Source organism: Anoxybacillus sp. TBDG-1, from assembly GCF_054815885.1.
Genome location: NZ_JBTZSY010000032.1, coordinates 1 through 15,333 on the forward strand (window position 1 = coordinate 1; position 15,333 = coordinate 15,333).

The following is a 15,333-nucleotide window of genomic DNA, read 5'->3' on the forward strand; positions in this document are numbered from 1 at the left end:
CTCCAGCGCCGATGGTAGTTGGCGGGACACCGCCTGCGAGAGTAGGACGTTGCCGGGCAAAGATAAAAGACCAAGACTAAATTGTCTTGGTCTTTTATCTTTGCCCTCCTGCACCAAATGATCGTTTTTCAAGTATATTGTTATATGAAACTGGGAAAACTGTTAGCGGGAGGTGGGGAACGGATGTCTTATAGCAAAACTTGTATAATATGTAACGAGCAAAATAAAAATGGAATTTATGTTTTTCATCATTTCATATGTATGGATTGTCATAACGATCTCATTCAAACGGAAACAAATGATGAAAAATATAAATTTTACGTTGATCGGTTAAAAAAAATAGGAGAGAATAAAATATATTCATAACTCAAGGCCCCTACTATGATTAGGGCCTGTTTTATTTTAATATAAATGTATAAAACAACATGAGTGAGGAAGCGAATAAAGATGGATCAGACAAACACACCTTTATATACGCTTTTATGCGAACATGCCTCAAAACAGCCTATTTCATTTCATGTGCCAGGGCATAAATATGGGGCTGTGTTTTATGAAGAAGCTCTTTTTTCTTTTGAGCCATTGTTGCATTTAGATGTAACTGAGCTTTCACATTTAGATGATTTACATCATCCAACAGGAGCAATTGAACAAGCGCAACAGTTAGCGGCAAATTTGTATGGGGTAAAACGCACATTTTTTTTAGTTAACGGTTCTACGGCTGGTAATTTAGCTATGATTGCAGCCGCGTGTGAAAAAAATAAAAAAGTCATTGTACAACGCAATTGTCATAAATCCATTTTGCATGCGCTACATCTTGTTGGGGCAACGCCGATTTTTATTTCCCCAGAATTTGATGAAGATGTTCAAGTAATGTCTTTTGTATCGTTTGAAACAATCTATAATACGTTGCGCGAGCACCCAGATGCTGCTGCACTCATTTTAACAAATCCAAACTATTACGGTATGGCTATTGATTTAACAACAATCGTTCAATTAGCACATTCTTATCGAGTACCAGTTTTAGTTGATGAGGCACATGGTGCTCATTTTGTGCTCGGAGAACCTTTTCCAAAATCATCTGTTGAGTGTGGAGCCGACATTGTTGTACAATCGGCCCATAAAACACTTCCAGCCATGACAATGGGAGCTTTTCTACACTTTAATAGCGAACTTATCGATGAACGTATGTTGAGATACTTTTTGCAAGTTTTCCAAACGAGTAGCCCGTCTTATCCAATTATGGCTTCACTCGATTTGGCACGCGCTTATGTAGCACGACAAACGCGTGAAACGATTGATGAAATAATCTCTGAAATTCAATTGTTTAAACAAGAATTGCGGACGATTGAAGCGATTCATGTTGCGGAATCAAGACATCCGCTTATTCGAACAGACTTATTAAAGATTACGTTACAAACACGTAGCGCACATTCAGGATACGAGTTACAACGGTTATTAGAAATAAATGGAATATTTACAGAGATGGCTGATCCGTATAATGTATTGCTTGTCTATCCGCTTGCGAAAATGAAACAGCTGCCAGCCATCGCACATCGTATAAAGCGTGCGTTGCAATCTATTCGTAGCAAGCCGAAAAATGAACAAGTGCAATTCCAGTTACCGAAGCATTGCCATGCGGTAAGTTACGAATGGACGAAAGGTCGCCAAACAAAAAAAATTTTGCTTCACGATGCAATTGGGTATGTTTGCGCTCAAATGGTTGTCCCTTATCCACCCGGGATTCCTATTTTACTTATCGGGGAAATTGTAACAAAGCAGCATATTGAGCTCATTCAACATTTGAAGAAAACGGATGCCTATTTTCAAACAGATATAGACGGCGATTACATCGAAGTGTTCCAGGAGGTATGATATGAACTATTTATTTTTTTCATTTGAAGGTCCCGAGGGGGCAGGGAAAACAACGATCGTCCGCATGTTAAAGGATTATTTAACCGAACAACATGTTGATGTTGTGGCAACACGTGAGCCAGGAGGAATCGATATTGCTGAGCAAATTCGTGCGATCATTTTACATCCTCATAATGAACGAATGGATGCTCGAACAGAAGCTTTGCTTTATGCTGCAGCGAGACGACAACATTTAGTTGAAAAAGTAATTCCTGCGTTGAAAGAAGGGAAAATAGTTCTTTGTGATCGCTTTATTGACAGCTCTCTAGCTTATCAAGGTGTAGCGCGTGGTTTAGGGATAGATGAGATATTAGTTATTAATGCGTTCGCCGTTGAGAATTGGATGCCTACATTAACGATTTATTTCGATATTGACCCAGCGCTTGGATTAGCGCGCATTCGTGAAAACGGATTACGTGAAGTCAATCGAATTGATTTAGAGGAACTAGCGTTTCATGAACGAGTACGTGATGGGTATATGATGCTAATGGAACGTTTTCCAAACCGCATAAAAAAAGTCGATGCTACCCGATCGGTAACAAAAGTGTTTGAAGACGTATGGGCACTGATTGAACCTTTGATCAGAAAGTGAGGGGGTTGTTATGTCTTGGGAAACGCTTGAAACAAATCAACCACATGTAGCAAAAATGATCGTTAACAGCATTAGAAAAGAAAGAGTGGCTCATGCCTATTTATTTGAAGGACAAAAAGGGACAGGAAAAAAAGAAGCCGCTCTTTTATTTGCTAAACGTCTTTTTTGTTTAGCAAATGTATATGATGAGCCTTGTGAAACATGTGTCAATTGTCGCCGCATTCAATCTGGTAATCATCCAGATGTTCATCTTGTTTCCCCAGATGGAAACTCCATCAAAAAACAACAAATTGAACAGTTGCAAGAGGAGTTTACAAAAACGGCTGTTGAATCGAGCCGTAAATTATATATTATTGAACATGCTGATCAAATGACTGTTCAAGCAGCCAATAGTTTATTGAAATTTTTAGAGGAACCGTCGGCGAAAACGGTGGCGATTTTGTTAACAGAGCAGCTTCATCGCATACTTCCGACAATTGTTTCACGTTGCCAAGTGATTTCTTTTCATCCGTTGCCAACAGAGCGAATATACGCTTATTTACAACAACAAGGTGTAGCGCGAGAGTTAGCTATATTGGCTGCAAGAGTAACGAACAGTTTGGAAGAAGCACTTCAGCTGAGCCAAGATGATTGGTTTGCACAAGCACGAAAAATAGTGGTACAATTATATGAAGCATTAAACAAGCAATATGTACAAGCATTGCTTGTTATTCAACAACATTGGCTCACTCATTTTACAAATAAAGAGCAAATGAATATAGGGTTAGACTTATTATTATATTTATATAAAGACTTATTACATGTATTACTTGGAGACGAACAACACATTGCATATAGTGATTGCATGAATGAATTTCGGCGTTCGCGTTTTCTTTATTCTGAAAAGCAAATTGCTCAACATATGAAGGTCATTTTACAAGCAAAAGCGCGGTTGCATACGAATATGAATCCGCAGCTTTTAATGGAGCAGTTAGTATTGCAGTTGCGGGAGGGATCTGCGTTTGTATGAAGTCGTAGGCGTTCGTTTTAAAAAAGCAGGAAAGATTTATTACTTTGACCCTGGGGATTTACCGATCTCAAATGGTGACTATGTTATTGTTGAAACGGTTCGCGGTATTGAATTCGGAAAAGTTGTTGTAGCTAAAAAACAAGTCGATGAAAAAGATATTGTTTTGCCGTTAAAAAAAGTTATTCGTTTGGCCGATCAAAAAGACAAACTTGTTGTAGAAGAAAATAAAAAAGCAGCGGAAGAAGCGTACGACATTTGTTTGAAAAAAGTAGAAGAACACGGACTAGAGATGAAGCTTGTCGATGTTGAGTATACATTTGATCGCAATAAAATCATTTTTTATTTTACTGCTGATGGACGAGTTGATTTTCGTGAACTTGTCAAAGATTTGGCAGCTATTTTTCGTACAAGAATTGAGTTAAGGCAAATTGGTGTTCGCGATGAAGCGAAAATGTTAGGTGGTATCGGTCCTTGTGGGCGTATGCTTTGTTGTTCGACGTTTTTGGGCGACTTCGATCCTGTTTCTATAAAAATGGCGAAAGATCAAAATTTATCGTTAAATCCGACAAAAATATCGGGATTATGCGGTCGATTAATGTGCTGTTTAAAATATGAAAACGACGAATATGAGACTGCGAAAGAACAGCTACCTGATTTAGGAGAAATGATTGAAACTCCCCTTGGATTAGGGAAAGTGGTTGGACTAAACATTTTAGAACGAGTGCTACAAGTTGAGTTAGTTGAAAAAGAACGGGTGGTCGAGTATACAATTGATGAATTAATAAAAGAAAAAGTTCTTCCTACTCAAGCCACAGAGTGATGGGGTGGATGGCGCGTGAATAAAAAAGAGATTTTCCAATCTGTAACAAGCATCGAGGAACAAATCGCTCATTTATATAAACAGCTAGGTGAGTTGAAAAGTTATCTTGGAGAGTTAATTGAAGAAAATCATCGCCTTCAAGTTGAAAATGATCATTTGCGCAGACGGCTTGAACAGCTGTCTGAGCGAAAAGTCGAACAAGGCAAAAAACAAACGAAAGAAAAGCTGGTCGATATCGGTGAAGGATATGATAACTTAGCTCGCCTGTATCAAGAAGGTTTTCATATTTGTAATGTACATTACGGAAGTTTGCGAACCGATGGAGATTGTTTGTTTTGTTTGTCATTTTTAAATAAAAAATAGCCTTTCTGACAAATGGTCTGGAAGGCTATTTTGTTGTAGAAAGAGGGATGAAATATGTTGCGTGAAGATGAACGGCTTGATTATTTACTCGCAGAAGATATGAAAATTATTCAAAGCCCATCCGTTTTTGCCTTTTCATTGGATGCTGTATTGTTAGCGAATTTTGTGTATGTTCCGATTCAAAAAGGCAATTTAGTGGATTTATGTACGGGGAATGGCGTCATCCCATTGCTATTAAGTAAACGAACAAAAGGAAAAATTATTGGGGTGGAAATTCAAGAAAAGATTTATGACATGGCGAAACGAAGCATGCAATACAACAAATTAGAGGAGCAAATTGAAATCATTCACGGTGACATTAAAGATATGCCGGCTTATCTTGGACATAGCAAATTTGACGTCGTGACGTGTAACCCTCCTTATTTTCCAACACCAAATGAAGAAGAAATGAATAAAAATGAACATTTTGCGATTGCACGCCATGAAATTTATTGTACGTTAGAAGATGTCATTCGCGTAAGCAGTCAATTGCTCAAACAAGGTGGAAAAGCTGCTTTTGTCCATCGGCCAGAGCGGTTATTAGATATCGTGACATTGATGAGGCAATACCGTTTAGAGCCGAAGCGTTTACGTTTTGTTTATCCAAAGGAAGGAAAAGAAGCAAACACCATTTTAATTGAAGGAACGAAAGACGGCAATAAAGGGTTGAAAATATTACCTCCTCTTGTTGTATATGAACAAAATGGGGAGTATACGGGCGAGTTAAAACATATTTTATATGGGGAATGAGACGATATGAACGAACAAAAAAGTTTTATCGGAGAAGATGAAAAAGGGATTTTATACATTGTCCCGACGCCAATCGGCAATTTAGAAGACATGACGTTGCGTGCAATTGAAACGTTACGAACGGTCGATTTCATTGCAGCTGAAGATACACGTCAAACGAAAAAATTACTCAGTCATTTTGACATTCATACGCCGCTTGTGAGTTACCATGAACATAATAAACAAGAGAGAGGGGAGTATATTATTGCTTCTCTTTTGCAAGGTAAACACGTTGCTTTAGTAAGTGATGCAGGAACGCCAACCATTTCTGATCCAGGTCACGAACTTGTTGTTGGGGCGTTACAAGCACAATGTAAAGTTGTGCCTCTTCCTGGAGCCAATGCAGCCATCACAGCGCTAACGGCTTCTGGACTACCGACAACTCATTTTTATTTTTACGGATTTTTATCCCGTCATAAAAAAGAAAAGAAGAAAGAGCTTGAACAATTAAAACATATAAAAGATACGCTTATTTTTTATGAGGCACCGCATCGTCTTCAAGAAACGTTAGCAGTGATGTATCATATATTGGGTAATCGACAAATGGTCGTGGCGCGCGAATTAACAAAAAAATTTGAACAGTTTATTCGCGGAACGATTGAAGAAGTAATGCATTGGGCAGAACATCATGAAGCGCGAGGAGAGTTTTGCCTTCTTGTGGAAGGGAATCATATGTCGGATGAAGAATCAGTATGGTGGAATGATTTAACGATTATTGAACATGTCAACTATTACATGGAGGCGAAGCAATATACTTCAAAAGAAGCCATTAAACAAGTAGCGAAAGATCGACAATTGCCGAAACGGGATGTATATGAAGCGTACCATAAGTAAAAAAGTTTCTCTAGAAAAATCTAGAGAAACTTTTTATTTTGATTGTTGAAGAAGGTTTTGAATTTCTTGTAATAACGCTTCTGCGCCTTCTTTGCTTAAAATAATTTTTCCGTCTGCAAGTTTGAAGTTGTCGTCAGATACTTCCCCAGTAACTACGCAAGTCATGTTTGGCTTGTATTTTTTCAAAATGATGCGCTCATCATCTACATAAATTTCTAACGCATCTTTCTCCGCAATGCCTAACGTGCGGCGCAATTCGATCGGAATAACAACACGACCTAACTCATCGACTTTACGAACAATACCTGTTGATTTCATATTTTTTCTCCTCTCCTTTTTCATCTTTTTTCGTCAATATTCGACAAAGTTCCTATGGATTTATCATAACAACTTTTCCATTAAGCGTCAATCCTTTTATATGCAACAATAAAAAAAAATGTATGATTTACATGTAGCTGCATATAAAACTAGACAAAATAAAGTTGAGATGACAAAATCCAAATGATTTGACAAGAGATACATAAACAGTTTTTAACTACTTTTCAAGACGATACAAACATTATTATAAAGATTATTCGACAAAATTCAACATAAATTCGACAAAAATATCACTATTTTTTCGACAAAATTCGACATAAATATAACATTTGTCGACAATTTCATATCGAATAGTTGACAGCGCTCTCTGTTTTTATGTATATTTTGGTGAGATAAGAGGAATAGATGTATTGATCAAGAATACAAGCATATAATCGCTCTCGTCCTTTGGGCGGGAGCGTTTCTACTACACGTGCAACAAGGAGGGGTAAAAGTGATGAAAAAGACGTTTTATATTACTACACCTATTTACTATCCGAGCGATAAATTACATATCGGTCATGCTTATACGACAGTTGCTGGTGATGCAATGGCGAGATATAAACGGATGCGTGGCTACGACGTGATGTATTTAACAGGAACGGATGAACATGGTCAAAAAATTCAGCGAAAGGCGGAAGAAAAAGGGGTTACCCCACAACAGTATGTCGACGAAATTGTTGCAGGGATTAAGGAACTGTGGAAAAAGCTTGATATTTCTTATGACGATTTTATTCGTACGACGGAACAACGTCATAAACAAGTTGTTGAAAAAATTTTTGCTCGCCTTTTAGAACAAGGGGATATTTATTTAGATGAATATGAGGGATGGTATTGTACCCCATGTGAATCGTTTTACACCGAGCGACAATTAGTTGAAGGGAATTGTCCAGACTGCGGGCGTTCTGTAGAAAAAGTAAAAGAACAATCGTACTTTTTCCGCATGAGCAAATATGTCGATCGTTTATTAGCGTTTTATGAAGAAAACCCACAATTTATTCAGCCAGAATCGCGGAAAAATGAAATGATTAATAACTTTATTAAGCCGGGCTTAGAGGACTTAGCTGTGTCACGGACCACGTTTGATTGGGGCATTCCTGTTCCAGGAGATCCGAAGCATGTTATTTATGTATGGATTGATGCGTTGTCAAACTATATTACTGCATTAGGATATGGGACGGAAAATGACGAAAAATATAGAACGTATTGGCCGGCTGATGTTCACCTTGTTGGAAAGGAAATTGTTCGCTTCCATACAATTTATTGGCCGATTATGTTAATGGCTTTAGATCTTCCGCTTCCGAAAAAAGTGTTCGCCCACGGTTGGTTGCTTATGAAAGACGGAAAAATGTCGAAATCGAAAGGAAATGTCGTTGATCCCGTTACGTTAATTGATCGATACGGTTTAGATGCATTGCGTTATTATTTGCTCCGTGAAGTTCCGTTTGGCTCAGATGGTGTGTTTACACCAGAAGGTTTTGTCGAACGCATTAACTACGATTTAGCGAACGATTTAGGGAACTTGTTAAATCGGACCGTAGCGATGATCGAAAAATATTTTGCCGGTCGTATTCCTGTATATAGCGGCACGCACATGTCATTTGACGAACAGCTTGTGAAAACGGCATATGATACAGTAAAACAGTATGAGGAAGCAATGGAGCAAATGCAATTTTCCCAGGCTCTAACAGCTGTTTGGCAGCTCATTAGTCGCACGAACAAATATATTGATGAAACACAACCGTGGGTATTAGCGAAAGACGAAGCTGCACATAAACAGCTAGCTTCTGTTATGTCACATTTAGCAGAATCTCTTCGCTATGTAGCTGTTTTATTGCAGCCGTTTTTAACGGCAACGCCAAAACAGATGTTTGCCCAACTTGGTATTCAAGATGAACAGCTGATGAGTTGGGATAGTTTACAAACGTTTGGTGCTTCACAACAGGAGCGAACGGTTACAAAAGGCACACCACTGTTTCCGCGTTTAGACGTTCAAGAGGAAGTGCAATACATTCAAGCACAAATGAAAGGGACAGTAGCAAATACAGAAGAAAAACAAGAACAAAGCGAAGAAATTACAATTGACGATTTTATGAAAGTTGATTTGCGTGTTGCACAAGTTGTTCACGCTGAGCCGATTCCAAAAGCAGATCGCTTACTTAAACTGCAACTTGATTTAGGATATGAGAAGCGTCAAGTTGTATCAGGTATTGCGAAATATTACAAACCAGAAGATTTAATCGGAAAAAAAGTGATTTGTGTCACGAACTTAAAGCCTGTGAAACTGCGCGGAGAATTATCGGAAGGCATGATTTTAGCTGGGGAAAAAAATGGTGTATTATCATTGGCGACGGTTGATGAATCGCTTCCAAATGGAGCAAAAGTGAAGTAAAGAGGTGTTGCAAAAAACACCTCTTTGTTTCTATTTTGTAATGTAATTGTTATATAGCTGTGATTTATGTAACGAGATTGTGTGGTAAACTGAACATCGGAAGAAAAGAGGGGTTATATGTTATTTGATACACATGCACATTTAAATGCGACACAATTTGACGAAGATGTAGAACAAGTCATTGAACGAGCACGTGCAGAAGGTGTGTCACATATTGTCGTTGTCGGCTTTGATCGTCCAACAATTGATCGCGCAATGGAGTTAGCTGGGCAATATTCCTTTATTTATGCAGCTGTCGGATGGCATCCTGTTGATGCAATTCATATGACGGATGAAGATCTCATTATGATTGAGCGTTTAGCATCACATCCAAAAGTCGTCGCGCTTGGTGAAATGGGACTGGACTATTATTGGGATCAATCACCGAAAGAGGTACAAAAAGAAGTATTTCGAAAACAGATTCGTTTAGCGAAAAAAGTAAAGTTACCGATTATTATACATAATCGCGATGCGACAGCTGATATTGTTGATATTTTACGAGAAGAGCACGCTGAGGAAGTTGGAGGCGTGATGCACTGTTTTAGCGGAAGTATAGAAGTGGCTCGTCAATGTATGGATATGAATTTTTATATTTCGTTTGGCGGTCCTGTTACGTTTAAAAATGCAAAAAAACCGAAAGAAGTAGCAAAAGAAATTCCGCTTGATCGGTTACTCATTGAAACGGACTGTCCGTATTTAACACCGCATCCGTTTCGGGGGAAACGAAACGAACCGGGTTACGTGAAGTATGTTGCCGAAGCGATTGCCGAATTAAAAGGGTTATCTTTTGAAGAAGTTGCTCAAAAAACGTCCGACAACGCCAAGCGATTATTCGGCATTATTTGATAGAGAAACGTGTCGATTTCTAGGAAGACTTGTCTAAAGAAAAGATGAAACTCGGTCGTTCTACATCTTTTTTCACAAGCATACAATAAGCTTGTCGACAAGTCTTTCTTCCCTTATGAAATAATATTTTGAATAATAGATAATAAGCTTCATAGAAAGGGAGGATCGTCGCGGTTATCTATCGGAAAAGGAGGCGTTTTTATTTTGATTACGTATGTGAAAACATTATTGCAATCGGCATCAAAGAAAAAGATTGTGCTAGCTACAGGAGGATTTTTGGCTTTATGTAGCATGACGGGATATGCGAGTTATGAATGGACAAAAGAAACAGTCACGTTATATACAAACGGAAAGGAACAGAAAGTACGCACGCATGCGAATACAGTCGCTGAACTATTAAAAGAACAAAACATTGAGCTGAAACAAGAAGATTTGATCTCTCCCTCCCCACAAGCAAAAATTGTTGATCATTTAACAGTCAAGTGGGAAGCAAGCAAACCGATTGTATTAGTCGTTGATGGGGTAGAAAAAAAATTAAGAACGACAGCTAAAACGGTGAAAGATGTGTTACATGTTCAGCAAATCCAGCTTCGTGATTACGATCAAGTATCACCGAACGTTGATGAAAAAGTGCAAGAAAACATGAAAATTGTGATAAGCAAAGCATTTCCAATTACATTAAATGACGGCGGCAAACAGCAACAAGTTTGGTCTACTTCGACTACGGTCGCTGACTTTTTAGCTAAACAACATATTACATTGCGGGAGATGGATCGCGTTCAACCAAAATTGAATGAAGTGATTCAACCAAACACAAAAATAAACATTGTTCGAGTTGAAAAAGTCACCGATGTAGTGGAAGAACCAGTCAATTATATCGTTGTGAAGAAGAAAGATGCACAATTAGAAAAAGGTAAACAAAAAGTACTTAGCGAGGGAGAAAAAGGGCTTGTCGCTAAGCAATATGAAGTCATTTTAGAAAACGGCAAAGAAGTATCGCGCAAGCTTATTAAAACAGAGACAATTAAGCCGAGCAAAAATCGTATTGTTGCCATTGGAACGAAACAAGCTCCGAGAATATTAGCTTCCCGTGGAAGCGGTGAAGTAGCTGAAGAGCTCTATGTGATCGCTACAGCTTATACAGCATATTGTGGTGGATGTTCTGGCACAACGGCAACAGGTGTCAATTTGCGTTCAAATCCAAACGCGAAGGTGATTGCGGTTGATCCACGGGTCATTCCGCTTGGAACGAAAGTATACGTAGAAGGATACGGATACGCTGTTGCAGCAGATACAGGTGCCAATGTAAAAGGATATAAAATTGACGTGTTTTTCCCCGATAAATCGACAGCATATCGTTGGGGGACGAAACGTGTGAAAATAAAAATTATAAAATAACTACAGAGGATTTCACGATCCTCTGTTTTTTTCGTTATAATGGGTGAAGAACAATTGAAAGATGGAGGATTTTATGAAAATTAAGGAAATTATCGTTGTCGAAGGGCGCGATGATACAGTAGCGATTCGTCGTGCGGTGGATGCTGATACGATTGAAACGAATGGAGCAGCCATTAATGATGAAACGATCGAACGTATCCGTTTAGCACAACAACAGCGCGGAGTGATTATTTTTACGGATCCTGATTATCCGGGTGAAAAAATTCGGAAAACAATTGCTGAACGTGTCCCAGGATGCAAACATGCATTTTTAACGCGTGAAGAAGCGCGAGGGAAACACGGTAAAGGTCTCGGTGTTGAGCATGCTTCTGTTGAGGCGATCCGGACAGCACTATTAAGCGTGTATGAGGAAATGATTGATACGAAAGAAGAAATTTCTTTCCAACAGCTTGTCGATGCAGGATTAATTGGTGGTCCATTAGCACGCGCTCGCCGCGAGCGGTTAGGTCAATTATTAAAAATTGGATATACAAATGGAAAACAGCTGCATAAACGGTTACAAATGTTTCAAATTTCAAAAGAACAATTTATAGCAGCGATGAAGCAAGTCATGCAGGAGGAACAACATGTATAAAGACATTGCTACACCGACTCGTACAAAAGAAATTTTAGAGAAATATGGATTTTCGTTCAAAAAAAGTCTTGGACAAAATTTTTTGATTGAGCCAAGTATTTTACATCGTATCGTTGATTTTGCCGAGCTTTCTGAACGAACAGGTGTCATTGAAATTGGGCCGGGAATCGGTGCGCTTACAGAGCAATTGGCGCGACGAACAAAAAAAGTAGTCGCATTTGAAATTGATCAACGGCTTCTTCCCATTTTAGCTGATACGCTTTCCCCGTATCCGAATGTGTCCATTATTCATCAAGATGTTTTAAAAGCAGATATACAACAAGTTATTGCAGAACAATTTATGGATGTTGACGATATTATGGTTGTTGCCAATTTGCCATATTACGTCACGACACCAATTATTATGAAACTGTTGACTGATCGTCTTCCTATTCGCGGTATGGTCGTTATGTTGCAAAAAGAGGTAGCCGAGCGCATGGCGGCAAAACCAGGAACGAAAGATTACGGTTCCTTGACGATTGCTGTGCAATATTATACGCACGCTGAAACAGTGATGTATGTGCCAAGAACTGTATTTATGCCGAAACCGAATGTGGACTCTGCAGTCATTCGGTTATTGAAGCGTAAACAACCGGCTGTCTCTGTTACAAATGAAGATTTTTTCTTTACGGTCGTTCGTGCGAGTTTTGGACAACGGCGGAAAACGATTTTAAATAATTTAATGAACCAATTGCCAAACGGCAAGGAGAAAAAAGTGGACATTGAAAAAGCGCTTCAAAATGCTCGTATTGATCCAAAACGCAGAGGAGAGACGCTCAACATTGCTGAATTTGCTACATTAAGCGAACAACTATATCACATTTTTTATCAAGAGGCATGATGCCTCTTTTTTTTACACGTTCTATCCTGTCATTGCATATGTTACAAACAAAACAAACGAAAGGGCGGACGTGTATGATTCAAGTTGGGGATATTGTTGCACGGAAATCGTATGAATGTGATGTTTTGTTTCGGGTTATTGATATTAGAGAAAAAGAGGGAGAAAAAGAAGCGATCTTATATGGAGAAGATGTTCGACTCATAGCCGATGCTCCTTTTTCCGATTTAGTTGTCATTGATGAACGTGAAAAAAAGAGACGGAAAGAAGAAGAAAAGCAACATATTGAGCAATGCTATAAATTGTTGCGTCAAGATTATCGTTTGTTGCGGGAAAAAAGCGAATATGAAGCGACAGGTGGATACGAAGTAAAAATGGATTTTTTTCAACTTCCAGGACGAGTGCTTCATATAGACGGTGATCCGCTTTATTTACGAAAATGTATGCAGTTGTATGAGCGAATTGGAGTTCCGGTATATGGCGTCCATTGTCACGAGACAGACATGCCTGATCGCATTATTCCACTACTCGAACAAGTTCGTCCTGATATTTTAGTTGTGACTGGGCATGATGCGTATTCAAAATCAAAAGGAGCGATTGATGATTTAAAAGCGTATCGTCATTCGAAATATTTCGTACAGACGGTGAAGCAGGCCCGAAAAAAAATCCCGAATCTCGATCAACTTGTGATTTTCGCTGGAGCGTGTCAATCTCATTTTGAATCGCTTATTCGAGCAGGTGCTAACTTTGCAAGCTCCCCTGCGCGTGTCAATATTCATGCACTTGACCCTGTATATATCGTTTCACGCATTAGTTTTACTCCTTTTATGGATCGTGTCAACGTATGGGATGTGCTACGAAATACATTAACGGGGGAGAAAGGACTGGGCGGTGTTGAAACGCGAGGAGTGTTGCGAACCGGAATGCCGTTTCGGACGATAGATGAGCCAACATAACATACTTCTTGTCTTTTTGCCATCGTGGTAAAAAGACAAGAATGTCATTTTGTTTTTTTAACACTTTTTGTACATAATTTTTTTATTATTGCTCATAATAAAGACAAAAGTATTGACATAAAATATTCTTTGTTGATATAATTCTTATTTTTTGACTTATTCAATTTCGTTTGTTATACTACTTAATAGTGAGGTGGGTACGATGGGAAAAACATTGTCGGAAATTAAAAAAGTGTTGGATTCGAATCTCGGTAAAAGATTGACGTTAAAAGCGAACGGTGGGCGTCGAAAGACAATCGAGCGTTGCGGCGTGTTAGCCCAAACATATCCGTCCGTATTTGTTGTTGAACTGGATCAAGAAGAAAACGCTTTTGAACGTGTATCATATAGCTATGCAGACGTGTTGACGGAAACGGTACAGCTGACATTTTTAGATGATGAACAAGTAGCGATGAGTAGCTCACATTCATGACGGTTAAGGAGGCGACCAATAGCGGTGGTCTCTTTTTTTATGTGTATGGAAAAGGCACGTATTTGTTCACTATTTTTTGTGGTAAAATGTCGATAGGAGTTTGAAGTCGGAAAAGTAGGTGAACAGTTTGAGGTTGTTAGTGAAAGCACCAGCGAAAATTAATTTATCTCTCGATGTGTTACATAAGCGTTCAGACGGTTACCATGAAGTAAATATGGTGATGACGACGATTGATTTAGCTGACCGTGTAGAGTTAACGGATTTGTATAGTGATAAGATTCAAGTCATCTCTCACAATCGTTTTGTACCGGATGATGAACGAAATTTGGCGTACCAAGCAGCGAAATTACTAAAAGAAAAGCTAGATGTTCGCCGTGGTGTGGCGATTTCCATCACGAAACATATTCCTGTTGCGGCAGGTCTTGCAGGTGGAAGTAGCGATGCAGCGGCAACGTTGCGCGGACTAAATAAACTTTGGGGGCTAGGTTTAAGTTTAGACGAACTTGCAGAAATTGGAGCGGAGATCGGATCAGATGTTCCGTTTTGTGTATACGGGGGGACAGCGGTTGCGAGAGGACGAGGAGAAAAAATTGAGCATATTCCGGCTCCCCCAACATGTTGGGTCATTTTAGCAAAACCAACAATCGGTGTATCAACAGCAGATGTATACCGAAATTTACAATTACAATCCGTTCATCATCCAGATGTAGATGGCATGGTTGAGGCGATTAAAGAGAAAAATTATGAAAGAATTTGTGCGCTTGCGGGGAACGTGTTAGAAAGTGTTACATTAAACATGCATCCTGAAGTAGCGCAAATTAAAGAACAAATGAAACGTTTTGGTGCAGATGTATCATTAATGAGTGGAAGTGGACCGACTGTGTTTGGTCTTGTTCAACATGATTCGCGTTTACAACGAGTATATAACGGTTTGCGCGGTTTTTGTGAACACGTATATGCTGTTCGATTAATTGGAGAAAGACACGAACAATAAGGAGGTTATTA

Annotated in this window: 17 protein-coding genes; 16 read left to right on the top strand and 1 reads right to left on the bottom strand. The window is 39.0% G+C overall.

Annotation, left to right across the window (positions count from 1 at the left end):
- Window positions 1-183 precede the first annotated feature (183 nt).
- The 8 genes from ACYQY7_RS10165 to rsmI all read left to right on the top strand — a co-directional run bounded on the left by ACYQY7_RS10165 (window position 184) and on the right by rsmI (window position 6,357).
- Window positions 184-366 carry a sigma factor G inhibitor Gin gene (locus ACYQY7_RS10165; RefSeq protein ID WP_435622343.1) on the top strand — a complete coding sequence of 61 codons (183 nt, stop codon included), beginning with the start codon at window positions 184-186 and terminating at the stop codon, window positions 364-366.
- Between the two features lie 81 nt (window positions 367-447).
- A complete protein-coding gene (locus ACYQY7_RS10170; protein WP_461201925.1) occupies window positions 448-1,872 on the top strand; it encodes an aminotransferase class I/II-fold pyridoxal phosphate-dependent enzyme in 1,425 nt (474 codons plus the stop codon).
- A 1-nt stretch (window position 1,873) separates the two neighbouring features.
- Window positions 1,874-2,503, top strand: a complete 630-nt coding sequence (tmk, locus tag ACYQY7_RS10175; protein ID WP_461201926.1) for a dTMP kinase — start codon at window positions 1,874-1,876, stop codon at window positions 2,501-2,503.
- Between the two features lie 10 nt (window positions 2,504-2,513).
- The gene (holB, locus tag ACYQY7_RS10180) at window positions 2,514-3,512 is read left to right on the top strand and encodes a DNA polymerase III subunit delta' (protein WP_461201927.1); all 999 of its coding nucleotides are present in this window, start codon (window positions 2,514-2,516) and stop codon (window positions 3,510-3,512) included.
- Window positions 3,505-4,332, top strand: coding sequence for a PSP1 domain-containing protein (locus ACYQY7_RS10185; RefSeq protein ID WP_032101721.1), 828 nt, complete (start codon window positions 3,505-3,507; stop codon window positions 4,330-4,332). Before holB ends, ACYQY7_RS10185 begins: the two co-directional genes overlap by 8 nt.
- Window positions 4,333-4,347: 15 nt before the next feature.
- The gene (gene yabA, locus ACYQY7_RS10190) at window positions 4,348-4,695 is read left to right on the top strand and encodes a DNA replication initiation control protein YabA (protein WP_021095962.1); all 348 of its coding nucleotides are present in this window, start codon (window positions 4,348-4,350) and stop codon (window positions 4,693-4,695) included.
- Window positions 4,696-4,749: 54 nt separating this feature from the next.
- Window positions 4,750-5,484 carry a tRNA1(Val) (adenine(37)-N6)-methyltransferase gene (locus tag ACYQY7_RS10195; RefSeq protein ID WP_461201928.1) on the top strand — a complete coding sequence of 245 codons (735 nt, stop codon included), beginning with the start codon at window positions 4,750-4,752 and terminating at the stop codon, window positions 5,482-5,484.
- A gap of 6 nt (window positions 5,485-5,490) precedes the next feature.
- Window positions 5,491-6,357: a 16S rRNA (cytidine(1402)-2'-O)-methyltransferase gene (rsmI, locus tag ACYQY7_RS10200; protein WP_461201929.1), complete on the top strand. Its 867-nt coding sequence runs from the start codon at window positions 5,491-5,493 to the stop codon at window positions 6,355-6,357.
- A 33-nt stretch (window positions 6,358-6,390) separates the two neighbouring features.
- On the opposite strand, the gene ACYQY7_RS10205 is transcribed toward rsmI, so the two are convergent.
- Window positions 6,391-6,675: an AbrB/MazE/SpoVT family DNA-binding domain-containing protein gene (locus ACYQY7_RS10205; RefSeq protein ID WP_003398198.1), complete on the bottom strand. Its 285-nt coding sequence runs from the start codon at window positions 6,673-6,675 to the stop codon at window positions 6,391-6,393.
- Between the two features lie 493 nt (window positions 6,676-7,168).
- Between ACYQY7_RS10205 and metG the strand changes: the two genes are divergently transcribed.
- The 8 genes from metG (at window position 7,169) to ispE (ending at window position 15,322) form a co-directional block, all read left to right on the top strand.
- Window positions 7,169-9,106 (top strand): methionine--tRNA ligase, encoded by a 1,938-nt coding sequence (gene metG / locus ACYQY7_RS10210; protein ID WP_461201930.1) that lies wholly within the window; start codon window positions 7,169-7,171, stop codon window positions 9,104-9,106.
- A 117-nt stretch (window positions 9,107-9,223) separates the two neighbouring features.
- Window positions 9,224-9,991: a TatD family hydrolase gene (locus ACYQY7_RS10215; protein WP_461201931.1), complete on the top strand. Its 768-nt coding sequence runs from the start codon at window positions 9,224-9,226 to the stop codon at window positions 9,989-9,991.
- A 204-nt stretch (window positions 9,992-10,195) separates the two neighbouring features.
- On the top strand, window positions 10,196-11,389 hold the full coding sequence (locus ACYQY7_RS10220) for a ubiquitin-like domain-containing protein (protein WP_461201932.1): 1,194 nt from the start codon (window positions 10,196-10,198) through the stop codon (window positions 11,387-11,389).
- Window positions 11,390-11,450: 61 nt separating this feature from the next.
- Window positions 11,451-12,023, top strand: a complete 573-nt coding sequence (gene rnmV / locus ACYQY7_RS10225; RefSeq protein ID WP_461201933.1) for a ribonuclease M5 — start codon at window positions 11,451-11,453, stop codon at window positions 12,021-12,023.
- Window positions 12,016-12,903: a 16S rRNA (adenine(1518)-N(6)/adenine(1519)-N(6))-dimethyltransferase RsmA gene (gene rsmA / locus ACYQY7_RS10230; protein ID WP_461201934.1), complete on the top strand. Its 888-nt coding sequence runs from the start codon at window positions 12,016-12,018 to the stop codon at window positions 12,901-12,903. Before rnmV ends, rsmA begins: the two co-directional genes overlap by 8 nt.
- Window positions 12,904-12,977: 74 nt before the next feature.
- Window positions 12,978-13,856 carry a sporulation peptidase YabG gene (yabG, locus tag ACYQY7_RS10235; RefSeq protein ID WP_461201935.1) on the top strand — a complete coding sequence of 293 codons (879 nt, stop codon included), beginning with the start codon at window positions 12,978-12,980 and terminating at the stop codon, window positions 13,854-13,856.
- A 202-nt stretch (window positions 13,857-14,058) separates the two neighbouring features.
- Window positions 14,059-14,328 carry a biofilm formation stimulator Veg gene (veg, locus tag ACYQY7_RS10240; protein ID WP_004888526.1) on the top strand — a complete coding sequence of 90 codons (270 nt, stop codon included), beginning with the start codon at window positions 14,059-14,061 and terminating at the stop codon, window positions 14,326-14,328.
- Between the two features lie 127 nt (window positions 14,329-14,455).
- Window positions 14,456-15,322 (top strand): 4-(cytidine 5'-diphospho)-2-C-methyl-D-erythritol kinase, encoded by an 867-nt coding sequence (ispE, locus tag ACYQY7_RS10245; RefSeq protein WP_461201936.1) that lies wholly within the window; start codon window positions 14,456-14,458, stop codon window positions 15,320-15,322.
- Window positions 15,323-15,333: the final 11 nt, after the last annotated feature.